The sequence below is a fragment of the Maribellus sp. YY47 genome, assembly GCF_023111095.1.
In the GTDB taxonomy this organism is placed as follows: domain Bacteria; phylum Bacteroidota; class Bacteroidia; order Bacteroidales; family Prolixibacteraceae; genus Draconibacterium.
On record NZ_JALGYW010000010.1, the window covers coordinates 1 to 23,112 of the forward strand.

Sequence of the window (23,112 nt, forward strand, 5' to 3'; positions counted from 1 at the left end):
AAACAAGATACCATTAAAATTAAAAGCTATAAAAGAACAGACCGTTTCAAAGCTAGCTTTGAAACGGTCTGTGAATCTATTAACTTAGTCCAATAATCTGTAACGCTTATTTAGGACTAGTCAAATAGTTATGCAAAGTCTTGTTTACATAAGTTATTGATTGAAGGTGAAACGAAATGCACGGAAATTATGGCCACCTTCAAAATAGTATTTTATCAGATGCTTTCCGCTGGTTAAGTTGATTGGTATCCCTGGTGTTGGATGCCATACAAAAGAACCCCAACCGTCTGTGTTTGGAACAGCAACAGTATTCGTAACGTTCACACCATCGACTTCGAGGTGGAAACTTCCAGATCCGGGAACGGCAGTTTGTACTTCTAACAAGTATTCACCTTCGTCTTCTACATTAATAGTGTAAAGTAACCATTCACCGGGGCCAGTCCAGCCAACATTTGCTCCAAATCCTTCCACGTCAACATCATCACTTTGAGTGTCTCCTCCTTGTCTGCGATAATTCCCTCCTTGTCCTGAGCTATCTCCTGAGGCATTATCGTGGAAAGCGTTTTCTGCTCCTCCGAGGTCAAAATCGGCGGCATTGATAAGACACTGAGCCATAGCCGAAAGGACATGAGGTCCATTAAATGGACGTGTTTTGGGAATATCAATCACAATGATTTTTTCAAAATCACCGATTCTGAAAATCACATTAGTAACGCCATGTGTAATAGCAGTAATCTCTCCTGCATCAGTAACAGTTGCAATATCTATGTTCTCCGATATCCAGGACGACCCGGGAATATCATTTGCATCCTCGGGAATAAGGGTTACTAAGATATTCTTAACATCGCCGGGAGACATTTCGATGTAGTATTCACTAAGAGAAACGTCGGTAAGTGGAATCCTGATTACGGCATCAACCGAAACTTTCGTTTGGATAGTTCCGTTGCTTGCAATTATATTTGTTGTACCTTCTCCAACTGCTTCAACAAGACCATTGTTTACCGTTGCAACAGACGGATCTTCACTTTCCCAACTGTATTTGCCTTCAGTGGGACTCACAGTGAGTTGATCCTGGTCGCCAACAAACATAGAGAGAGAGCTCTTATTAATATAAATGCTTTCTTCCACTCCAGTTCTTTCATAATCGTCACATCCCCAGATGGAGATCAATAAGAATATCCAGGAGCTATATTTTATTAGATTATTTGTCATTTTTGTATTATTTCGATTTTTTATAAATGGAGTTATAAGAAGCCTTAATAATTTTCGTCTTCTTCGTTGAACTCGAGGCGCAATTCTTCTTTAATATAGTAGGTTACGGTACTAATGCGATAGCGATAATGTAGCAGGAAGGTTTTATATGTTTTAAAACCGTCGTTTTCCACAAAAAAGATATTGGGAAATTCCGAATCTCCGTCGATTTGTTCGACTTCAATGTTTTTGTACGGTGAAATCGTAACTTTATTATCGTCGCTAATTTCCAGAATAATGGCTTCATTGTTAAACACGGTAATATCTGATTCATAGGTCTCATTTCCCGCCATAATTCTTACACGGTTTGTGCTGAGTGGCTGGATGATTTTTGTACCGGGCATTTCAATTTCAGCTGTTGTTCCTTCTTGCCTTAGTTTACCCCTCATGTTATACATGGTGCTGCCATTCCCCTTGGCCCAGTAGTTCTTTAATTTTACGCTGTATAAAACGAAGTTTTTCTCCGGATTTATTTCGTAATTGTCAAAAGAATTGACCAATAGGGAAATAAAATAGGTGGTGTCAGGGGATAATCCGTCGGGGCGGATACGAAGCGGTAACTTTCCATTAATTTCTCCTTTAGGAATGGTAAACTGATAACTGTCGATATCATATTTATCTTTAGGAAGAGGGCGAGCGTATTTTGATACATCAACGTCGAAGTTGGTTTTGTTATAAGCATCAATTAAAGACTCGTCTTCGACCAGGTTCACTACGATATCTTTTTGTGTCGGATTGGTGCCGCCTAAAGATGCAGCTACAAAACCAGTTGATTCTTCGCCCAGCTTATGGTACTTAATCGCCACATTGTCACTTTCACTTACCAGAGCAAATACATTTTTGTATTGTTCTTTTTCGAACACTTCATCTTCATTGCAGCTGTATAATCCAAAGATGAAAGCGAAGATTGTCAAGCCAATATAGGTATATTTCATGTTCTTTTATTTTATTGATTTGTTAACTATTGCTCCCATCCGGGATTTTGAGACAATGATGGAATAATTCTAACCTCGTTGAGGGGTATGGGTAGCAAAGTCAGCCTTTTGTTGACGATACGAGCTCCTATTCGGGAGGTGTTGGGTATTACTTTATTGTAATATACATCTTTACTGCCTTCCACGTTCATCCCTTTAATTGGTTCACTCTCCGTTTCTTCGTAGATGCCCCAGCGCCTCACATCGTAATAACGACGATTTTCGAATAAGAATTCCACCATTCTTTCTTTTTCAATAAGATTTTGAATGGTTTGTGCATCTTCAGTTCCGGTTATACCGGGCAAGCCAGCCCGATAACGAATCGGGTTAAACGCGTTTTTAATTTCCTCCGGATCTCTTTGAAAGGTTTGCGATTGATCGCCGGTTTCAATCGTATAACTGCTAGTCAGGTTGTTCAATGCTTCTGCATACGACAACAATATTTCAGAGTAACGGATAATCGGGAAGGCTTTATCCATTCTTCTGGCATTAGTGCCCCCCCATGAATCAGATGGGTGGATGAATTTTTTGATAACATAACCTGTAATCGGGAAGTCGTTCGGGCTGCTAACACCTCCTTTTCCGTTAGGAGAGTCATAGTAATAAGCAATGGTCTGGTTGTAGTACCCCGACGATGTTGATGATGTCATTGGCCAATAGCATTCACTAAAACCAACTGATGCATAGAAACGCATTTCACGATTTACATACATATTACTTACTCCTGCGTTCAGTCTGTATCCCGAAAATGTTTGCACACCGCTGGAAAATCCGCTTTCAGAGTAAGGATATTCTGTACTGGAGTTGCTGATAGAACGGCCATCGATCATCGAATATGCATCTACAACCTTTTGGGTTACACACAATCCGTTCCACCCACTTAATTTTTGAGGAAATGACATTTGTGTATTTGATACCGTAGCTCCACTTTTTCTTCCCCAAACGTATTCTGGATTAGTGGCAATAACAGACTCTCCGGTAAACATTTCGGAATACGATCTAAGAGGATCGATTCCGGCAGCACCCTCAGGCCAGGTTTTGTAATAATTGGGATCGCTGGTAACACCTTCCGGTAGCGGAGGAGTATCAGCATCTGCTTCAACAGTATGTAAACGATACATTATTCCTCCTGCAGATTCCAGATCCATTACTCTTTTTGCAGCAGCAGCAGCAACCGCCCAGCGTTTTTCATCATAAGATTGGGATATATAGTCTGCTCCATCAGATTCTCGTTTCCAACCACCAAAAACCGAACGGGCAACGTCACCTCCATTGTAGAGCGGACTGGCATGGATTAATCTTAAACGTGCTACCAAACCGTATGCTGCTCCTTTCGTCGGACGGCCAAAATCCATAATAGCAGTTGATGCCGGTAAAAAATCGGCAGCGGTTTCCAGTTCGCTACAAATGTATTCCATCGCTTCGTCGTATGTGCTTCTTTCGCGGTCGTAATAGGAAAGAGGTTCATTTGATTCAACAATTTCATCTTCCAGTAAAATAGGTGGTCCAAAATCAACGATAATGTTGTAATAGGCGTAAGCTCTGATAAAACGGGTAGTTCCAAGGATCTCGAAGCGTTCTTTCGTTGTCATATCCTTTGCTTCGTCTATTCTGGCAAAAATTGTGTTACATTTTCTGATGATTTTATAATAGGTATCCCAGGTGTTAAAAGAGTACATGCTTCCAGCAGTAATCTCTCCTAAAACAAATCGCATCCCGTTATAGCTATATCGAGTGAGAAAACCTGTAAAGGCTTCATCGGTGGCCAGTGGCCCGGGAGTATGGTTGCCGTTAAACAAATTACCTTCATCGGGAAACAATGCTGAAGTGGCCCACATGTAGGCTTCAACATATCTGGTTTGCGCAAATATAGAATCCAGCTTTAGTTCATCGCTAAAGTAGTTATCGATACTGAGGAAATCACTGCAGGATGTGATCGAGAAGAAAAGAATGAGAAAAATACCGGGTAAAGAATACCTTGAGATTTTTCTTCTTTTCAAATGACAATTATCTCCCTTTTCTGCAGATTCCGGTTTTTGGTGAGACACATTGAACTTTGTTCCGGTCTCCATATTATTTATTCTAAATAAGTTATTCATAGTTGATATCTTGAATTCATTTTTGATGGTAAAAACAACCTTATTAAAGGTTAATGTACATCTGGAATGCGTAAGTACTCGGTATCGGATAGACGTTTCCGTTGTAATATGCTTGTTCGGGGTCGAACAATTTTACTTTATCCCATACATAAAGGTTGTTGCCAACAAATTGTAGATCAATGGATGAGATATGTAACTTTCTTAGTGCATCACTTTTAAGGCTGTAATTTATCGTTACCTCCTGAAGTCGCAAATAACGTGAATCTCCTTTCCAGAAATCAGAGAGTTGAGAGTTATTCTCGTTGTATCCATATGTTAAGCGTGGAAAGCGAGCGTTTGGATTTTCTGCCAGCGCCGGATCAATACCGTTTTTTATAGCGTATTCCATCGGAATCCATCTGTTTTTTGGATCGGCTGCAATGTCAAGCACGTTTCCGTATACTCCGCTGTAAAATGGAACATATCCGGTTCCGTTGCCGTTATATCCGACATGGAAGTAATCTGTTTTGCCCGTTCCTTTAAATAATACACCAAACGTTAGGTTTTTGTATCTGAACTCTCCTCCAAAACCATACATTAATAAAGGATAACTACTGTATGATAACGGCGTTTTGTCATCTGAGTCAATTTTACCATCTCCGTTGACGTCACGGTATTTTATATCTCCGGGCATCACTGTGCCAAATTGTGCCGGACTGTTCTCTACATCGTCCATGTCTTTGAACAAGCCAATAGCATGGTAGCCACGTATTGTTCCATACGGGTAGCCTGAAACTTCCTGATAAGGGTATTTAGGATTGGCTTCTTCCCAGTTTTCCACATCATTTTTTGAATAGGTAAAGTTACCACGTGCAGTAATACTCATATCCTTGTTGATCTCATACGTATAACTGAGGCTACCATCGGCACCGTAACTTTTCATTTTCCCTACGTTTCCATATGGCATCGTCACTAATCCGGCATAACCTGGCACTTGTACCCTTTGCATGAAAATTCCGTTACGTTGATCATTAAAGATGTCAACAACAAACACAACTTTTTCATCAAAAAGTCGTCCTTCTATACCAAAGTCAGTTTTTACAGCTTTTTCCCATTCAAGGTTGTCGGCACCCACAGTTGATTCGGTTACTCCTTCTACACTTACTGAACCCCACGGGCTGACATTCGATGTATTTACCAGCGTTAAGTATGGGAACCTGCGGGAACTAATTCTGTCATTACCCACTGATCCGTATGATGCTCTGAATTTTAAGAAATTAAGCCAGGGCATGTTGTCTTTTACGTATTGATAGGTGGTGGGAACCCAACCCAAAGCGATTGACGGAAAGAAACCAAATTGCTTTCCGGGCTGGAAATTTTCGGAACCGGTATATCCAAAGTTGAAATCTACCATGTAGATGTCCTTGTACCCATAGGTTAAGCGGCTTGATAAACCCTCGTATCTGATTGGAATTGCGCTAAGATTATTCACACCAACACTAGCTGTTTTTTCATCACTGAGGTAGAAGTAAAGCAATCCTGAGACGTTATGCTCTCCAAAGTTTTTGTCGTAATTTACCGTACTTTCAAAGTGGTATTTTCGGTATTGGTTCGTACTTTTTCCATAATTAACGGTTCCCTGCTGAACTCTTTCTATTGTAATTAATTCCCCTTGCTGAGTCCTGCCTACGGCTTGATAAAGTGCTGGTTGTATAGTTCTTTGTTCGTTGAAGTAACTGTTAATATCGTATGCTCCCTGAATTCTGAACTTTAATCCATCCAATAATTTTGACAGATCCTGTTTTAATTCCAAAGTAACTTTTCCATTGTATTCCTGGTTGGTCCTTCTTCCCATATTATTAATCATTACAATAGGAGACACTTGCGACTGTCCACTTGAAGAGGCAGGTAGCTGGCCATTTGAGTAGGTAACCGGAAGTAACAATGGATTAAGTTGAGACTGAGCCTGCCATATATAGTCGGTACTGGCTACACCAGGATTGTTCTGAACCGATAGAAAACCATCAGTACCAAAATAAAGATTGGTTGTAGGAGATAATTCGAGGTCAATGTTTGCCCGGTATGAGTAGGTACTGTATCCTACGTTGTTGGCATAAGGACTGCTTTCATCAAATTTATATGCTGCTGTCTCTTTACTTCCACCCACGCTAAGGAAATAACGGGCAACCTGGGCTCCACCACGTGCACTGACGTAATAGCTTTGTTTAAAAGAAATATCTCGTAGTACTTCATCCTGCCACGAAACATCCGGGTAAATATCTGGATCCATTCCTTTTTGAATAATATTTAACTCAACGTCAGAATAGATCGGAGATTCTCCTCTCACTTCTCTTGCTTCGTTGGCAAGTAAGGCATAATCATAGGCTCTTAAATAGTTTGGAGTTCTTTTTATTTGAGAGAGCGTACTATTGAATCTTCCGGTTATTTTCAGTTTCCCGGCTTCTCCTCTTTTGGTTGTGATTAGTACAACACCATTAGCCCCGCGAACACCATAAACGGCAGTTGCTGACGCGTCTTTTAATATCGAAAAACTTTCAATATCCGCCGGGTCAATGGAGTTAATATCTCCTTCTAAACCATCAATCAATACAAGAGCACTGGCATTTGCCCCAAATGTTCCGATACCTCTAATCCAGAACTCAGAAATGTTCTTGCCAGGTTCTCCACTGGTTTGCATGGAAATAACACCTGCAGCCCTACCTCCTAAAAGGTTAGCAACGGATGCAGTAGGTTGTTGAAGTTCCTTTACATCAATACTGGTAACAGAAGCTACAGTTGATATTTTTCGTTGACTTCCAAGTCCAACAACCACAACCTCGTCGAGTTCTTGCTCCGATTCGGAGATATTGATTTTTAAATTTGTTTTAGCTTCGGTAACAAGGTATTCCACTTTTTTATACCCTATGAACGAGAAAACAATCATGTCTCCCCGTGTTACTTTTAAACTGAATTTTCCATCGCTATCTGAAATTGTTCCGATACTGATTTTATCTCTGAGATAAATGGTGACGCCAGGAAGTGGCGCGTCTGTTTCATCGTAAACGGTACCCTGGATGGTAAAATTATCCTTTGTTTGTGCTGAAAGGATAAAGTTTATGGATAGCAAAATCCATAATAAACATGTTATATGTTTCATTTACTTTAATTTAATTTTGGTTATTTGTCGGGCTTTAAATGAAGCAGTTCAGAATGCCTTTCTTCATTATGCGGCCCCGAGCTTTAGTTGATTGAGAGTTTTCGAACACGGCTGTTTCCATAATCAGCAACGTAAACCGACCCATCTTTACTAATGCCAATGCCTCTTGGCCCGTTGAATAGTGCATCTTCTTTGGTTCCGTCTTTCCATCCGGAAACACCAGGCATACCTAAAACGGTTTCGACTAAATCATCGGGAGTGATTCTTCTGATCACATGATTGCTACAATCTGCTACATACATGTTCCCGTCGGCATCACAGAAAATTTGCGCCGGATCTTTAAATTGAGATACAGCTATTGGGCCGTCCCGGTGTCCGCCACTGGTTGAACCACTCAGCTTTGTGAATGAATTTTCAGGATCAGTTACATCAATGCTGCAGATACTGTTTGCATTCCCTAATGCATTACTCCAGAAAGACATGTATAGGATGTTCGGTTTCGTAGGATTGAATGTTAATCCGTAACTGTCACCTATATCTGTTTTATAAATTACTTCTGCGTCATAGGTTTTGGGGTTAATTCTTACTATTTCTCCGTAATAATAACGTGTATAAATGTACCCGTCTTCCGGATTTACTACCATTGAGTGTTTCCACCCGTTTTCAGGCATATTATTTTTGTCGGCAAATTTCATTTCCCTGAAACGTGGTGCCCAAAATTCTTTCGGATCAAGTGTGTAAAACGATCCAATCGTTGTTTCCGTAGCAAAAGTTATAATTCCGGTTTCGGGGGCGACACAGGGAACGTTTGCAACAACGCCTTTAGCGATCGTTACCAACTCGTTCGCTTCTTCGTCAATTCGCGCGATAGCATACGTCGATCGGTCTTCATTCCAAACGATAACAAAAATGTTATCTTCATTATCGGTACAAAGATAACGGGGTTTTAAGATCGCAGTACTTAAGTCTCCATCCTCGTAATCATAGCCGTTTCCATTTCCGGCAATAGTTGTAACAGTTACCGAAGTTTCATAAATGAATTTGTGATCATACGAAAGAGAATCGTTTCCTACAGCAATCGAAATGGTACAGGTGTCACCGGGTAAACGTGGTGCCTGTACGTATACATCCGTACCAGTTGCACCGATTACAGCGGCCTGTTTGTTGTTAAAGTACACCCGAATGCTTTCAGGATCGGTTCCGAAATTTTCTCCGGTTAGAATTACTTTTTCCTGATATTTTCCAGAATCAGGATAGAAAGTATTTAGAACAACAGGTTTTGTTGGATCATAGGGTTTGCCTCCCTCGATTCCATCATCCTTGTCGTTACATGAAAATAAGAAAATTAATGATACGCATACTGGCACAAAAAGTCCTCGTATGGTACTCACAAGAAGTGGTCTTTTCATAAATTTTAATTTGATAGGTTTATCGGTCTCAAAAATAAAAGTGGACTGTTGTTGGGGGAGCTGTAATATCATCCAAATATTTATAAGTACTGACCACTTTCTTGTCTATTTGCAAATTCTGTTCATTTTATTATATATTCTGTTCATGTTAAATAAGACAGGATGAACAGGACTTAAAGTCGTTTAATTTTCTTATTTTGGGGCGACTAAACTAACGCCTATTATGCTAAGTAACCAAATTCACCGAATTAGTTTTACTTGGATTTTTTGCTTCTGTATTGTTCAGAATGTTTTCTCTCAATCAAATAATACAGTACATAATCCTTTGCAATCTTTCCAGGTTTCCAATCTCAATATAAAGGCGTTTTGTCAGGATCCGCTAGGGTATATGTGGATTGCTACGCCGAATGGATTGAATCGTTACAATGGATATGAATATGTGCAGTATTATAATGATGCAAATGACTCCAATTCTGTAAACAGTGATTTCGTCAGAACTCTTTTTCTTGATTCCTCTGATCGGTTATGGATTGGAACGCCAAGCGGTGTCGATTTGTATGATTTTGAATCAGACCATTTTATACATTTCCGGGGAACTGAATCTGAGTTGTCTCATAACATCTTTTCTTTTTTTGAGGACCACCATAAGAATGTTTGGGCTGTTGCTGCTCCCGGTGCTTTTATAATTGATACTATTGGACGTCAACTAAATTTATTTCCATCAACAGCCGGAAAGTATATTAACCAGCTTTGGGAAGATAATTGTCAAAGATTATGGATGGGATTAGATGAAAATCCCGGATTAGCGGTACAATTGAATGAAGGAGATTGGAATTATTTTTCTTTACCGGAAGAACGGAAAGTAAGATGTAAATACGAGGATCAGCAGGGCTCCTGGTGGCTGGGAACTGAACAGGGAATTGTGATTTTCGATCCGAAGCAGAAAAGATTCGAAGATACTCCCATTTCAATTAAGAAGAACGGGTTATTAAGTCACGCTCAAATTAATTTTATTAAAGACATAAGCCCGCTAAAACTTATAATAGGGACGGATTCTCAAGGACTATTTCTTTACGACATCTTTTCTCAGACTCTGTCGCAGCAGGAACTAAATCCGCGAACCGCCATCAGGTCATCTCAGCTACTTTCCTGTTTTGTTGATAAAGACGAGAATGTATGGATTGGTTCATTCGATAGAGGATTCACGGTTTGGAATCGTAGTTTGGATCACTTTAATTCTGATCAGTCTCTCAGTGATATTTTTAAAGACAAATTTGTCAATCAAATAGCAGAGGACAAAGAAGGAGGCTTGTGGGTTGCAACACGTTATGATGGTCTTCACTGCTATTCAGTGTCAGGAAAACATACGGTTTATACTGCACATAATTCCGATTTGTTCCCGAATGATGAGGAGTTGATAGAATCTCTTTGCATTGATTCACATGGAAGACTTTGGATGGGATTAACAAATTATCTGGTAATAGCAAGGATTTTGCCGGATGGGCGCCTGCAAAAAGTGGCAGAGAAGAATTTTAAATGGGTCGGATTCATGAAAGAGGATTTAATGGGGAATTTATGGCTTTGTTCGATGCACGGCTTGTATCGTATTAAAGTAGAAGAACCTTCCCTCGAACCTGAATTAATCACGGAAGGAGGCATAACAAATATTTGTCCGTTGGAATCGGGGAAATTGCTTTTCTCATCGTACGGAGATAATACGTATATAATTGATCCTGTTGATTTCACTACAAAACCATTTATAAATGAAAACGAAGAAAATCAAAGAGTGAGTGGTGCGTGTATCGCATTATTTGAGGATTCGAAGAATCGGGTATGGATGGGAAGCTATGGTGCAGGATTATTATGCATATCGGCGGACGGAAGGCATTATCGCGCTTTTGATAAAAAACAAGGATTGCCGAGTAACGATGCGCTTAGTTTCGAAGAAGACGATGAAGGGAATATATGGATAAGTACTTCCTTTGGTCTTTCGATGTTGAGACAATCTGATACTACTTTTGTGAATTATTTTAGCAGTGATGGTACCCTTGGAAATCAGTATCATGAAAAAGTCGCGTTAAAACATTCCGATGGACGTATTTTTTTTGCCGGTAATCACGGCTTAACTTTTTTCGATCCGAAGACCGACATGCCTAATCGGTTGCCACCCCGAATTCATCTTACTGATTTGAAAATATTCAATAAGAGCGTCGAGCCTTCTACTGGTTCTGTCATTTCGCATGCGCTTCCCTTTGTCAAAAAGATTGTTCTTAACCACAACCAAACGTTGATTTCTATTGATTATTCCGGTATTGATTATCTGTTTCCCAACAAATTGAAATATGTCTATATGCTCGAAGGTTTTGATAAAAGCTGGAATTATGTGGGGAGCTTTAGGAGGGCAAGTTATTCAAATTTGAAACCAGGAACTTATAATTTTAAAGTAAAAGCGATAAACGGAGAGGGGATCGAGAGTCAAACACCGGCAACCCTGGAAATTAGTGTAAAATCTGCTCCATGGTTTTCAAATGGCGCGTGGGCCAGCTATATCGTTTTATTTTTAGCGTTGGTGTATTTTATTTTTAAACTTGCCCTAAGGACGCGGATTAATAAGCACAATTTAGAGACGGAACACCAGGAGCGAGAAAGAGAGGCCCAGATAGCAAAGATGAAAATGAATTTTTATGCCGATATCTCGCATGAATTAAGAACACCACTGACATTGATTTCTGCGCCGCTGGAGAAACTTATGAAGACGGTTTCTGTAGATCAGCAAAGTAGGCATCTTTTAAATACAATATCCCGAAATGTTCAAAGCATGCTCCGGTTGATTAATCAGCTATTGGATTTTAATCGACTGGAAGAGGGGATGCTAAGTCTGAAAGTACAACAGATAGATGTAATCGCATTTGTTCGCAGAGTCGAAGAAATTTTTTATCATAGTGCAACTGCCAAGCAAATATCGTGGAGCTTTTCTCCGCATAAGCCTGTTCTTCAACTTTGGATAGATCCCGATATTATTGAGAAAGTTTTGTATAATTTGTTGTCGAATGCTGTAAAGTTTACTCCCGGAAAAGGTAAAATTGAAATTGTAACCCGAGAACTAAGCGAACAGGATGCATTGCTTCAATATTCTTTTGGGAATCAGACTTATTTGGAAATAGTGGTGATCGATAACGGCCCGGGAGTGCCGCAAGACAAGATTCAGGATTTGTTTATTCGATATAAGCAGGTTAAGGGTCCGGGAGGGATGAAACCGGATTACAGTGGCAGCGGCATTGGGTTGCATTATACTAAAAGGTTAATTGAGACACATTTGGGGGCCATTAAAGCGGACGTAAGACCGGAAGGAGGTATGATATTTTCGTTCATACTTCCGTTGGAAGATGTTTACACCCATGACAAAAAAATATCATCAAGTGAGAAAAGCGACCAAGATATTCCTCCTTTGATCTCTCTTTCAAAGAAAGGGAAAGCTTTCCAACCTGAAAAACACCACACAATATTAGTGGCGGAGGACAACGTTGAATTGCTGGATTTTATTCGGGATTTACTTGAAGAGAAATACCGGGTGATTACAGCATTAGACGGAGATAATGCATGGCGTCTGGTTCAGAAAGAGTGTCCTGATTTAATTGTCAGCGATATTCTAATGCCTGGTTTATCGGGGTATGAGCTATGTGAGAAAGTGAAAAAAACTCAGCAATTCAGTCACATTCCGGTTGTGTTACTAACTGCAAAAAGTACGTTCGAAGAACAACTAAAAGGATTAGAAGAAGGAGCTAATGCATACATATGCAAACCTTTTAATATCGATTATTTGTTGCTTACCATAAAGAATTTATTAGCCGTTCGCGATCAGCTTCGTAGTTATTTTTCCAGTCCACAACTTCGGTCGATCAATCCAGCCGGTAATTCAGTTAAGTTGACCGCTATTGATCAGCGGTTTATGGATAAACTCATTCAAATGCTTGAAAATGAGTTGGCAAATCCTGAACTGAACATTAATCATATTGCAAGGGAATTAGGCTATAGCAGGACTGGTTTTTATCGGAAAATAAGAGGACTTTGTGGCATATCCCCCAGCGATTTTTTCAGAACCTATCGCCTCAAACGTGCAGCAGAAATGATTCACGAGGGATCTTTTTCGTTGGCTGATATTGCAACGAATACGGGCTTCAATTTTTATCCGCATTTTTCCAAACTATTTAAAAAACAATTCGGTGTGTCTCCCAAAGATTACAAGGGGAATTAGTTCTGAACTGCTGAAATTAATATACCATAAATTTTGGTGATGTATAAGCGAAATAGCTTGTGATGATTCACTGGCTGTTTTTAATCGAATTTAATGAGTGATGTTGAAATTTGGAAACTTACTTATTAGTAAGTATTTTTGTTTCGAAATATAAAACGCAAATAATGTCGGTGACCCGGGAAAGAATTATTGAATTGGGTGAAAACCTTATTCTGACCAAAGGCTACAATGCTTTTAGCTACCAAGATATTTCAACTGAACTGGGAATAAAAAATGCTGCTGTTCATTACTATTTTCCGACAAAAGCCAATCTCGGGACCAGTATTGTAAAAACAAATATTCTACGCTTCGAGGAAATGATCGATAACATGCACAGCCGCGGATTCGATGAATGGAAACAGCTGGATGCCTTTATCAAGATCTATATAAAAAGTCACAGAGAACAGAAACTCTGCATTGTAGGATCGCTTGGTCCCGACTTTGATACCCTGAATGAAACCACACAAAGCGAACTGGTGAAAATGACCGAATTGATTGTGAGCTGGCTGACAGAAATCCTCAATTCAGGAAAAGAAAAGGGATATTTTGCGTTTAACGAAGATGCGGGAAACAAGGCATCGATGATCTTTTCCAGTTTAGTGGCCAGCCTGCAGCTTTCGAGAATAATTAAGAACCTCGACTATAAAAGTTATTGTCAGGCAATACAGGAAGGATTAAAACCATAAAAAATTTGTTCTACGTACTTACTTACTAGTAAGTATCTGAAGCGTTGAATAACTTTCAAAAATGATAAAAATGAAGAGAGCAGTAATAACAGGATTGGGAGCGATTACCCCGATCGGTAACAATGTCGCCTGCTTTTGGCAGAATCTGATTGAAGGAAAAAGCGGAGCGGCTCCCATCACCCGATTTGACACCGCGAACCATAAAACCAAGTTTGCCTGCGAAGTAAAAGGCTTTGATCCGTCTCAATTATTTGAGAAAGCTGAAATTCGTAAAATGGATTTGTACACGCTTTTTGCTTTGGCAGCAACCGAAGAATGTATGATAGATTCGGGCATCAACCTGGATGCTTGCGACCGCAATAAAATTGCTGTAATTCTGGCAACCGGAATCGGAGGAATGCAGACTTTTCAGGATGAAATTCTGAAATTTGGAGAAAATCCTCAAAACCCGCGGTTCAGCCCCTTTTTCATTACAAAAATGATTTCAAACATGGCGACAGGGCAGATTTCGATCCGCTATGGTTTGCGCGGAATCAGTTATTCAGTGACGTCAGCTTGTGCTTCGTCGAACAATGCCATTGCCAATGCGCTGGATCTTATTCGTTTGGGACGCGCAAATGTAGTTATCGCCGGTGGTTCGGAAGCATCAACTACAGAGGCATCAATTGGAGGTTTTAATTCGATGAAAGCCTTGTCGACATTGAATGAAAATCCTGAAACTGCATCGCGGCCATTTGATAAAACACGCGATGGATTTGTAGCCGGAGAAGGTGCCGGGGTTTTGATGATTGAAGAATTGGAGCACGCCTTAAACAGAGGTGCGAAAATATATTGCGAACTGTCGGGTTACGGATCTGCGTCGGATGCATACCATGTTGCCGCCACACATCCTGAAGGGTTGGGAGCTATACTGGCAATGGAGGGGGCTTTAGCTGATGCTCATCTAAAACCGGAGCAAGTGAATTATGTGAACGCACACGCAACTTCAACACCGGTAGGCGACATCAGTGAGTGCCTTGCGATTGAAAAGGTTTTCCATCAAAAATTGGACAAGCTTCATATTAGCGCCACTAAATCCATGACCGGTCATTTATTGGGAGCGGCGGGTGCTATTGAGGCTATTGCCTGCGTTAAAGCCATCGAACAGGGAATTATTCCACCTACAATAAACCTGGGTGAAAGGGATTCTGAAATAAATCCGGGACTGAATTTGACTGCAAACAAAGCTGAGAAAATAGAAGTAAATGTAGCGCTAAACAATACTTTTGGTTTTGGCGGACATACATCCACAACTGTGTTCCAGAGATACGCTTAACCGTTTATTTACGAATGCAGGTGCAATGTGTTGAAAATTAGCATTGCATCTGCATTGTTTTTTTGCCAGGGAATAAAATTTTGAAGTCAGATATTCTGCTTACGATTTTATAAAAGCAAGACCTTCTCTGTCAATTCGCGAATTTTTATTTTTTGATGTGATTATTCTTTTATAAAATTCGCTAAAACCGATCCCGGAGTAAATAATTCTTTGGGATCGAAAGACACGAACAACATTTTCTCATAAGGATTTTTTTCTCCGCATTCGAAAAACAAGCCCACATTTCCGTTGGGTAATCGGGTCAGGCAGGAATAGGCGGAAGGCCCCTGGTAAATTAATTTTGAATTGCTCCACGAAGAGCAGTCGTCAAAGCTGGTTTTGATGGTCATGTTTGTCCGGCTGAAAGGAACTGCCGGATTGGAGAAAAGATACATCTCTTTGCCCTTATATTTTCCAAAGTGAAACAAGCTGGCCTGGCAAACGGGTTCTGTCAGTTGTGCCGCATGTTGTATTTCGCTCCAGGTTTCACCTCCGTCAGTGCTTATCGAAACAGCCCTGTATGCTTTTTCGTGGTACGAGCGCATATTCATCAACAGCGTTCCGTCGCTTAATTCTACTACCTGGCTTTCGTTTACCAATGGCGTAATCGGTTCACTCATTCTCCATGTAGTTCCGCCGTCGTCACTTAAAAGTACATGACAGCCATAATTAAATCCATCCAGTTTTTTTGAATCTGGATCATCGTAACTGTTATTACACGGTATAACTAAGCGTCCTTTGTATTTACCTGATGTTAGCTGAATGCCTATTCCCGGGCCGGTTGCGTACCAGCCCCAGCTGGTGTCTTTGCAGGTTTCCAGCATGTTTCGCGGGGTTGCCCAAGTCAGCCCGTCATCGTCGGAATAAGTCATATAGGGGACGCGCGTATCCTCGCTTTGTTTGCGAATAATATCAGATTCGTGGTCGCTGCCCAGGTTCCAGGTCATAAACAAAATGATTCGTCCGGTACTCTGATCAATAACCGGACAAGGATTCCCGCAGGTATTATTCCCATCGTCCCAGACAACGGTCTGGCTTTCCCATGTTTGACCATTGTCGGTCGATCGCTTCAGCAGCAAATCGATATTTCCCGTGTCGCCGCCTTCTCTGCCTTCAGCAAAAGCAAGCAGTGTATTGTTTTTAGTAACAATAAGCGAGGGAATGCGAAAATTTTTGTACGATGAATCTGCCTGACTCCAGATTTCTTTTACCAGGATAGCATTTTTCTCAAGCCCGGAATTTACCTTGCAGGAGGCAGCCATGATAATCAGCAAAGCGAATGGAATCAAAATTTTCATTTGCGTTTTATTGTTTAGTCGACTTAAAAATATTTATAAATCAATGCGATACCAAAAATAGAAATGTATAAGACATAATTTAAATTCTTTTGAAGAAATAGCCGCTTTTTGAATACAAAAAAGGGGATGTCCGTGTAAACTAGCTTCCTGCCTTTTGCTCCATGAAAAAATTAAGTTGCTCATGAAGATCCGAAGAAACGGAACGCACAAAACGCTTGTTCCCGAGCCCGAGTATCCATTCAATACCCCTGGCTTCACTCACCAGGAATAGCTCCTCGACATGAAAAAGCAATTCTTTTTCCAGTTTCGGGGCCTCCAATACTTTTAATCCCATTTTAATGGCTTGCTCCAACACAACTTCCCGGATTTGATGTCGGCAACATCCCGATTCGGTTGCGGGCGTAATCAATACATTGTCTTTCAGCATAAAAACGCTGGATGCAATGCCTTCGCAGATGTATTCGTTGTCGTTTAACAAAATGGCATTGCGGTGCTGGTTACTAAGGTTGTTGTATGCCGTTTCCCAAAGCAAGCGACTGTAAAAAGGGTAGGAGGCAACCGGATTGACCGGTTTGCGATACGGACTGATGTTTACCAGCAATCCTTGTTCTGAAAGGGGGAAATCAAAAATTTCACGCCCTTCGGAGGTGATCAGGAAATTGACTTTTTTCTCCGAAACATAAAGCCGGATATGAATGATGCCCGATCGGTAGTACCTGTTTTTGTTGAGCATGCGCTTGCAGAGCCGAAAAAGCTCGCGCCGGTTTTGAAACAGAGGAGGAAGCAAAGCGCCCAAAAATGAAACTTGTTCTTTCAGGCTGTCTACGTTTTCATTCAACAGAGGAATGCCACCGTATCCAAACCATACTTTTTGGGCAACAATCACCGGATCGTCAAGCAGCCAGCGGTTCATGCTAACGTCTTCCAGCGAACAAACTTCTCCGTTGACGATCAGCTTTTTCATGATTAAAAGAATACAAATAAATGATCGATAAAACGATCAAAAAGGTCAGGCTTTAATAAAATCGGAAAAATGAAGCCAAAGACGGCCCCCAGAAAATGTGCGTCGTGCGCTACATTGTCGTTTTGCTTCTGGCTCATCCGGTACGAGTAAAACAGGTAGCCGGCGGCAAACAATATTCCCGGTATCGGTAAAATGGCAAACAGGTACAGTGGTTCCCACGGATCAAAAAAGATCGTTGCAAAAAGTACCGCCGAAACAGCCCCCGAAGCGCCCACTGCGTTGTAGTAATAGTTGTTCTTATGTTTGATCAAACTCCAGATATTGGAGGCCAGAATACCGCCAAAATACAAGAGGAGATAAAAAGCGGTTCCCTTATTGCCAAAATAGAAGTTGAAATAGGCCTCAATGTTACGCCCGAAGAAATACAGTACCAGCATGTTTACGCCCAAATGCGCCCAGTTGGCGTGAATAAAAGCATGCGAAACCAAGCGGTAATATTCTTTCCGGTGAATTATTTGTGCGGCGTTAAACTGCAGTTTCGAAGCCATTTCGGGATTACGAAACGCCAGGTACGAAATCAATACTGTGACTGCTATTATAAACCAGGTCATCATCATGTTTAGTGCAATATTTTGTAGATCATTTCCTTTTGAAGATCAGCGGTGTCGACCATTGTCGAAACATTGAGCCCTTTACTTTTCAGGTCGTATTCACGAAGAATTCCCATGATTTCGTACAACTTGGTGGGCGAGTATTTTTTGGCTGCGTTAATGTAATCGCGAACAAAATAAGGGCTCACCCGTAATTCTGCAGCAGCACTTCGCTCCGATTTATCTTTCAGAAAATGATAGGTAAATAACTTTGAATAGTAGAAATACAATCCGGCAATTGTTTTTTGAATGGGATTGAGCGTGGGATTGGCCCCAAAATAGTTAATGATTTTGTTCGCCCGCAACACGTCTTTATCCCCCAGCGCTGTCTGTAATTCTATCAAATTGAAATCCTTACTGATTCCAATGTTTTTCTCGATATGTTCGGGAGTGATTTTGTTCGAATCTTTTACAGCAATCACCAGTTTATTTAATTCGTTGGCTACTTTGCTGAGGTCGGTGCCTAAAAACGAGGTGAGAAGTTGAGCAGCCTGTGGAGTTATGGAGTAGTTGTGACTTTTCAGGTAACTGTCTATCCATCCCGGAACCTGGTTTTCGTACAATTTTTTGGTCGTCAGAATAACACCGTTTTTCTTGATGGCCTTTACCAGCTTACTTCGGGCGTCTACCGTTTTGTATTTGTAGGCCAACACCAAAATAGTCGATGCCAGTGGCTTTTCGGCGTACGACGACAAGAGTTCGATCTTATTTAAACTTTGCGCCTCCTTTACAATAATCACCTGTTTACTGGCCATCATCGGAAAACGCATCGAACTTTCCGCAATATTGATTGCATCCGAATCTTTCCCGTAAAAAACGGTTTGGTTGAAACCCTTTTCGGCATCTGTCAGCACGTTTTTTTCAATGTAGTCCGAAATGATGTCAATAAAATAGGGCTCTTCGCCTTGCAGCAAATAAATGGGGTGGTAAATTCCTTTTTTTAGGTCTTGTAAAATATCGGCGAACTCCATATCAGAATTTCAGGTGTTTTACGGAAAGTCCGTTGTTTTTGATTTCAAGCAATGCGTCGATGCCTGCCTGTATATGTCTTCCCACAAATTGAGAAGTTACTTTTTGATCGCTGGTGCTGGTTTTTACTCCCGATGAAATCATCGGTTGGTCGGTAACCAGTAAAAGTGCGCCTGTGGGAATAGAATTGGCAAAGCCTACTGTAAACAAGGTGGCCGTTTCCATATCGATTGCAATGGCGCGGGTTTTCTTCAGGTATTTTTTAAACTGATTATCAAATTCCCAAACCCGTCGGTTAATGGTGGTCACAACGCCGGTCCAGTAATCCTGCCCCTGGTTGCGCAAGATATGCGAAACCGCCCTTTCCAAACTAAAAGCAGGCAGCGCCGGAATTTCTGGCGGCAGATAATCGTCGGAAGTCCCTTCGCGCCGGATTGCAGCAATCGGAAGGATAAAATCGCCGAGCTGATTTTTCTTTTTTAACCCGCCGCATTTACCCAGGAAAAGTACAGCCTTGGGGTGGATTGCACTTAAAAGATCCATGATGGTAGCCGCATTCGGACTTCCCATTCCAAAATTGATAATGGTGATTCCTTCGGCGGTAGCACTCGGCATATTTTTGTCGGTGCCTTCTACCGGAACTTCAAACTTACGGGCAAACTTGTCGACATAATCCTGAAAATTGGTCAGCAGAATATATTGTCCGATGTCTTCCAGATTTTTTCCTGTATAACGCGGAAGCCAGTTTTCAACGATCTCTTTTTTTGTCTTCATACTTTCTGAAATATTTTACCTTTGAACAATCTGAGATGGGTAAGGTTGAAAGGTTGACACAAATGTACATTTTTCGCCGTCACCTTCAAAAATGAGTGCACAAGAAACCGAAAAATGGACAAGCTGAATTTACCGGATTATGCTTTTCGTACCAAAACCGAAGCGGGCAAAAATTGGATATTTGATGCCATTCGGAAAAAATTTGTGGCGCTGACTCCCGAAGAATGGGTGCGGCAGAATTTTATTCAGTACCTGAAACACGATAAAAAATACCCTGAAAACCGCATGGCGGTTGAGAAGCAGATTACGGTGAACGGAAAACCCCGGCGTTTCGATTTGCTGATTTATTCCAAAAACGGACAGCCTCATTTAATTGCTGAGTTTAAAGCGCCCAACGTAAAAATAACACAGGACACGTTCGATCAGGTGGTTCGTTACAACATGGCCTTGCGTGTGGAGCGCGTGGTGGTTTCGAACGGAATGCAGCATTTTGCCTGCGAAATAGATTATGTGAACAACAGCTACAGCTTTTTGCGTGAGATTCCTGAATTTAGTATTGTTTCGAGATGAGGGCGCAAAAGCACATTTCACGTAAAGTACGCCAAGTTTTACCCAAATGAACGCAAAATAGAAACCGGAGTCAGCACTTTGCGATTTTTTGCGCTTCTTTTGCGTCTTTGCGGAAGCCTGACTTTTTTATTGTTTAGGATATTTTGATCATTATTTTGTATTTCAGCACAATACTTTCTGGAAAAGAATTTCGTCTTTCCAGCCATCTCTGGTTTTTAGCCAGTCTTTTTTTATTCCCGATTTCTGAAATCCGGCTTTTTCAAAAAGGTGAATACTGGTGGCATTATCGATGGCAATATTGGTATACAATTGCTTTAGTCCAAGTACTTCGAGTGCATAAACGGATAGAGCTTGCAAGGCATCGCCGGCATATCCTTTACCGCGGTTTTCGGTTTTATGAATCAGAATTCCCACACCGGCACGCAGATGATACGGTTCGAAATCAAACAGATCGACTGCACCGACGGCCTGCATACTTTCATCCTGTATAATCAGACGTAACTGCCGGGTAGCATAAATATCTTTTGCCGATTCGGCCAGGTATTGCGCCAGAATATGTTTTGAGAACGGCGCTTTGGTATTGCTTACCTGCCAGATCTCGATGTTGTTTTCCCATTTGTACAAAAGATCGATGTCTTCGGGCTCCAGCGGCCGAAGGTTGATCTTTCCATAGGTGAGTAATTCATTCATTAGCGGTCGAGTTTTTTCCACGATTTATACAGAATTTCGGCATCGGTAACCAAACGGTAATCCTTTGCATAAAGCATGTTCAGCCGGGTGAATTTTTCGGGATCGGGCCGAAGCTCCGGAAACAGGTCCCCCGGATTCAACACACCTCCTTTTAACGCCGGAAGGTGCTCAAAGGTTCCTTTTTCGGGCAGGTAACCAATCCATGACTTTTTCGCGGTAAGCACGCTGAAGATGTTGGACAGAAAACGGGATTTGTTTTCGAAAAACCAAACCAGCAGCGGGCTGGCGAGTAAAAGAATCAAGGCAACTTCAACGTCGAACAGTCTTTTCTTCTTTTTGTTGACGGGTTTTGAGATGGCATTTACGTTTACCACATACAAATCGCCGGCTGTGTGAATCGAGTTACTCCCGATAATACTGATGCTTTCAGGTGGTGCTATTTTGTAATCCACATCAAGTTCGGTTAAATCGAGCATGGCCCGGATGATATCTGCTGAAGAAATGTTTGCGGCACAAAAAATGAGCTCATCAATCCGGTTGATCCGGATGATCTCTTTTATCTGGTTGATATTTCCAAGGTATTGCTCTCCTTTATCTTTTTCGTCCAGCGCAATGTAGCCCGCCAGCTGTGTGTGAAACTGGGTTTCTTCCAAAATTTGTTGTACCCTTTCGGCCTCCCCGGGGTGTCCGACAATCGCCATTTTTTTGTTACGCTGAATATTTAAAGGGAATTTGCCCGGTATCAACCCATGAAATAACAAGCGCAACAAGGGCAGCGAAACCCCCGCCCAGCCAGCGCCTAATAAAATAAGCGCTCTGGAAAACCGGTATTCCTCATCCACCAATGAGTACACCAGCAAAATGGCAATCAATCCCCACAAGATTCCGCGCTCGAGTTTGTATATACTGAACGGTCTTTTGTAAGCTCCCGAAAATCCAATTCCGAATAAAAAGAATAGGATGTAAACGGGCGCCACAACCTCCAGAAAAACCGGCGGGTAATAATCTGCCTGATGAAATTGGAGTTCTTCCCAAACCGGGGTGAGGAGAAAAAATCCAAGGAAAATCAGTAGTGCGTCAAGCAACGGAAGAAAGGTACGCGAGAAGACTCTTTTCCCGATCGAAAGAAAAGCCCTAAAGTAAATGGCCAGGTGAATAAGCGTTGCGAAAATACCTGCTTTCTTACCCGGGAAATGTTTCCGGACAAAGATCACCATTGCCTTGTAAAATACTTTTACATAATTCAACGAACCTTTTTTGGTGCTTTCACCTTTGTAGTGAATAATGGTGGTTTCGGGGAAATAATAGTTTTTATAGCCTGCTTGCTGAATCCGGTAGGAAAGATCGATGTCTTCGCCATACATAAAAAAGGTTTCGTCGAGCAGACCAACCTTGTCGAGCGTTTCTTTCCGCATTAACATAAAAGCGCCTGCCAGCACATCCACTTCATGAATTTCGTTTTCACTGAGATAGGAGAGATGATACTTTCCGAATTTCTTTGATTTGGGAAATATTTTTGCCAGGCCGAACATTTTATAAAACGCTACCCACGGTGTGGGTAATCCGCGTTTGGATTCGGGCAGAAAATTTCCTTTCCCATCGATCATTTTTACGCCCAGAGCGCCTGCTTCAGAGTGCTGGTCCATAAAGGCGACGGTTTTCTCAAAGGTATTTTCCTCAACCACCGTGTCGGGATTCAACAAAAGAATATACCTGCCTTTTGCCTGTCGGATGGCCTGGTTATTGGCTTTTGAAAAACCCTGGTTGTTTTTGTTTTCGATCAGCTGAACCTGCGGGAACTTTTCGCGGACAAGTTCCATGGAACCGTCAACCGAATTATTGTCGACCACAAACACTTCGGTACTTACATTTTTTGCAGCCCGAAACACAGCGTGAAGACACTGCTCGAGAAAGTGTTTGACATTGTAGTTGACGATAACGACCGATAAATCCATAAACAGTTCAGTCAAAGATGCTCAAATGTAGGCATTCCT

General features: G+C 41.3%; 16 protein-coding genes. 4 read left to right on the forward strand and 12 right to left on the reverse strand.

Going from position 1 to position 23,112, the window contains the following annotated elements:
• Positions 1-153: 153 nt before the first annotated feature.
• From MR764_RS09710 to MR764_RS09730, 5 genes are all read right to left on the reverse strand, one after another.
• Positions 154-1,212 carry a carbohydrate-binding protein gene (locus tag MR764_RS09710; protein ID WP_247979220.1) on the reverse strand — a complete coding sequence of 353 codons (1,059 nt, stop codon included), beginning with the start codon at positions 1,210-1,212 and terminating at the stop codon, positions 154-156.
• A gap of 44 nt (positions 1,213-1,256) precedes the next feature.
• Positions 1,257-2,186: a DUF4361 domain-containing protein gene (locus MR764_RS09715; protein WP_247979221.1), complete on the reverse strand. Its 930-nt coding sequence runs from the start codon at positions 2,184-2,186 to the stop codon at positions 1,257-1,259.
• Positions 2,187-2,212: 26 nt separating this feature from the next.
• A complete protein-coding gene (locus MR764_RS09720; RefSeq protein ID WP_247979222.1) occupies positions 2,213-4,324 on the reverse strand; it encodes a RagB/SusD family nutrient uptake outer membrane protein in 2,112 nt (703 codons plus the stop codon).
• Positions 4,325-4,367: 43 nt separating this feature from the next.
• The gene (locus MR764_RS09725) at positions 4,368-7,460 is read right to left on the reverse strand and encodes a TonB-dependent receptor (protein ID WP_247979223.1); all 3,093 of its coding nucleotides are present in this window, start codon (positions 7,458-7,460) and stop codon (positions 4,368-4,370) included.
• Between the two features lie 83 nt (positions 7,461-7,543).
• Positions 7,544-8,869: an IPT/TIG domain-containing protein gene (locus tag MR764_RS09730; protein WP_247979224.1), complete on the reverse strand. Its 1,326-nt coding sequence runs from the start codon at positions 8,867-8,869 to the stop codon at positions 7,544-7,546.
• 223 nt (positions 8,870-9,092) lie between these two features.
• On the opposite strand from MR764_RS09730, the gene MR764_RS09735 reads away from it, so the two are divergent.
• The 3 genes from MR764_RS09735 to fabF all read left to right on the forward strand — a co-directional run bounded on the left by MR764_RS09735 (position 9,093) and on the right by fabF (position 15,164).
• Positions 9,093-13,124: a hybrid sensor histidine kinase/response regulator transcription factor gene (locus MR764_RS09735; RefSeq protein WP_247979225.1), complete on the forward strand. Its 4,032-nt coding sequence runs from the start codon at positions 9,093-9,095 to the stop codon at positions 13,122-13,124.
• Positions 13,125-13,288: 164 nt separating this feature from the next.
• Positions 13,289-13,849: a TetR/AcrR family transcriptional regulator gene (locus tag MR764_RS09740; protein WP_247979226.1), complete on the forward strand. Its 561-nt coding sequence runs from the start codon at positions 13,289-13,291 to the stop codon at positions 13,847-13,849.
• Between the two features lie 70 nt (positions 13,850-13,919).
• Positions 13,920-15,164 (forward strand): beta-ketoacyl-ACP synthase II, encoded by a 1,245-nt coding sequence (gene fabF, locus MR764_RS09745; protein ID WP_247979227.1) that lies wholly within the window; start codon positions 13,920-13,922, stop codon positions 15,162-15,164.
• 161 nt (positions 15,165-15,325) lie between these two features.
• On the opposite strand, the gene MR764_RS09750 is transcribed toward fabF, so the two are convergent.
• The 5 genes from MR764_RS09750 to MR764_RS09770 form a co-directional block, all read right to left on the reverse strand.
• Positions 15,326-16,501: a sialidase family protein gene (locus MR764_RS09750; protein ID WP_247979228.1), complete on the reverse strand. Its 1,176-nt coding sequence runs from the start codon at positions 16,499-16,501 to the stop codon at positions 15,326-15,328.
• A 139-nt stretch (positions 16,502-16,640) separates the two neighbouring features.
• Positions 16,641-17,465, reverse strand: a complete 825-nt coding sequence (locus tag MR764_RS09755; RefSeq protein ID WP_247979229.1) for an aminotransferase class IV — start codon at positions 17,463-17,465, stop codon at positions 16,641-16,643.
• A 2-nt stretch (positions 17,466-17,467) separates the two neighbouring features.
• Complete coding sequence (locus MR764_RS09760) at positions 17,468-18,082, reverse strand: rhomboid family intramembrane serine protease (RefSeq protein ID WP_247979230.1); 615 nt, start codon at positions 18,080-18,082, stop codon at positions 17,468-17,470.
• A gap of 2 nt (positions 18,083-18,084) precedes the next feature.
• Positions 18,085-19,086, reverse strand: coding sequence for a DNA polymerase III subunit delta (holA, locus tag MR764_RS09765; protein WP_247979231.1), 1,002 nt, complete (start codon positions 19,084-19,086; stop codon positions 18,085-18,087).
• Between the two features lies 1 nt (position 19,087).
• Complete coding sequence (locus MR764_RS09770; RefSeq protein ID WP_247979232.1) at positions 19,088-19,858, reverse strand: AMP nucleosidase; 771 nt, start codon at positions 19,856-19,858, stop codon at positions 19,088-19,090.
• Between the two features lie 114 nt (positions 19,859-19,972).
• On the opposite strand from MR764_RS09770, the gene MR764_RS09775 reads away from it, so the two are divergent.
• A complete protein-coding gene (locus MR764_RS09775) occupies positions 19,973-20,428 on the forward strand; it encodes a type I restriction enzyme HsdR N-terminal domain-containing protein (protein ID WP_247979233.1) in 456 nt (151 codons plus the stop codon).
• A gap of 162 nt (positions 20,429-20,590) precedes the next feature.
• On the opposite strand, the gene MR764_RS09780 is transcribed toward MR764_RS09775, so the two are convergent.
• Both MR764_RS09780 and MR764_RS09785 read right to left on the reverse strand, forming a co-directional pair.
• A complete protein-coding gene (locus MR764_RS09780; protein ID WP_247979234.1) occupies positions 20,591-21,118 on the reverse strand; it encodes a GNAT family N-acetyltransferase in 528 nt (175 codons plus the stop codon).
• Positions 21,118-23,073 carry a glycosyltransferase gene (locus MR764_RS09785; protein ID WP_247979235.1) on the reverse strand — a complete coding sequence of 652 codons (1,956 nt, stop codon included), beginning with the start codon at positions 23,071-23,073 and terminating at the stop codon, positions 21,118-21,120. Before MR764_RS09785 ends, MR764_RS09780 begins: the two co-directional genes overlap by 1 nt.
• Between the last annotated feature and the right edge of the window lie 39 nt (positions 23,074-23,112).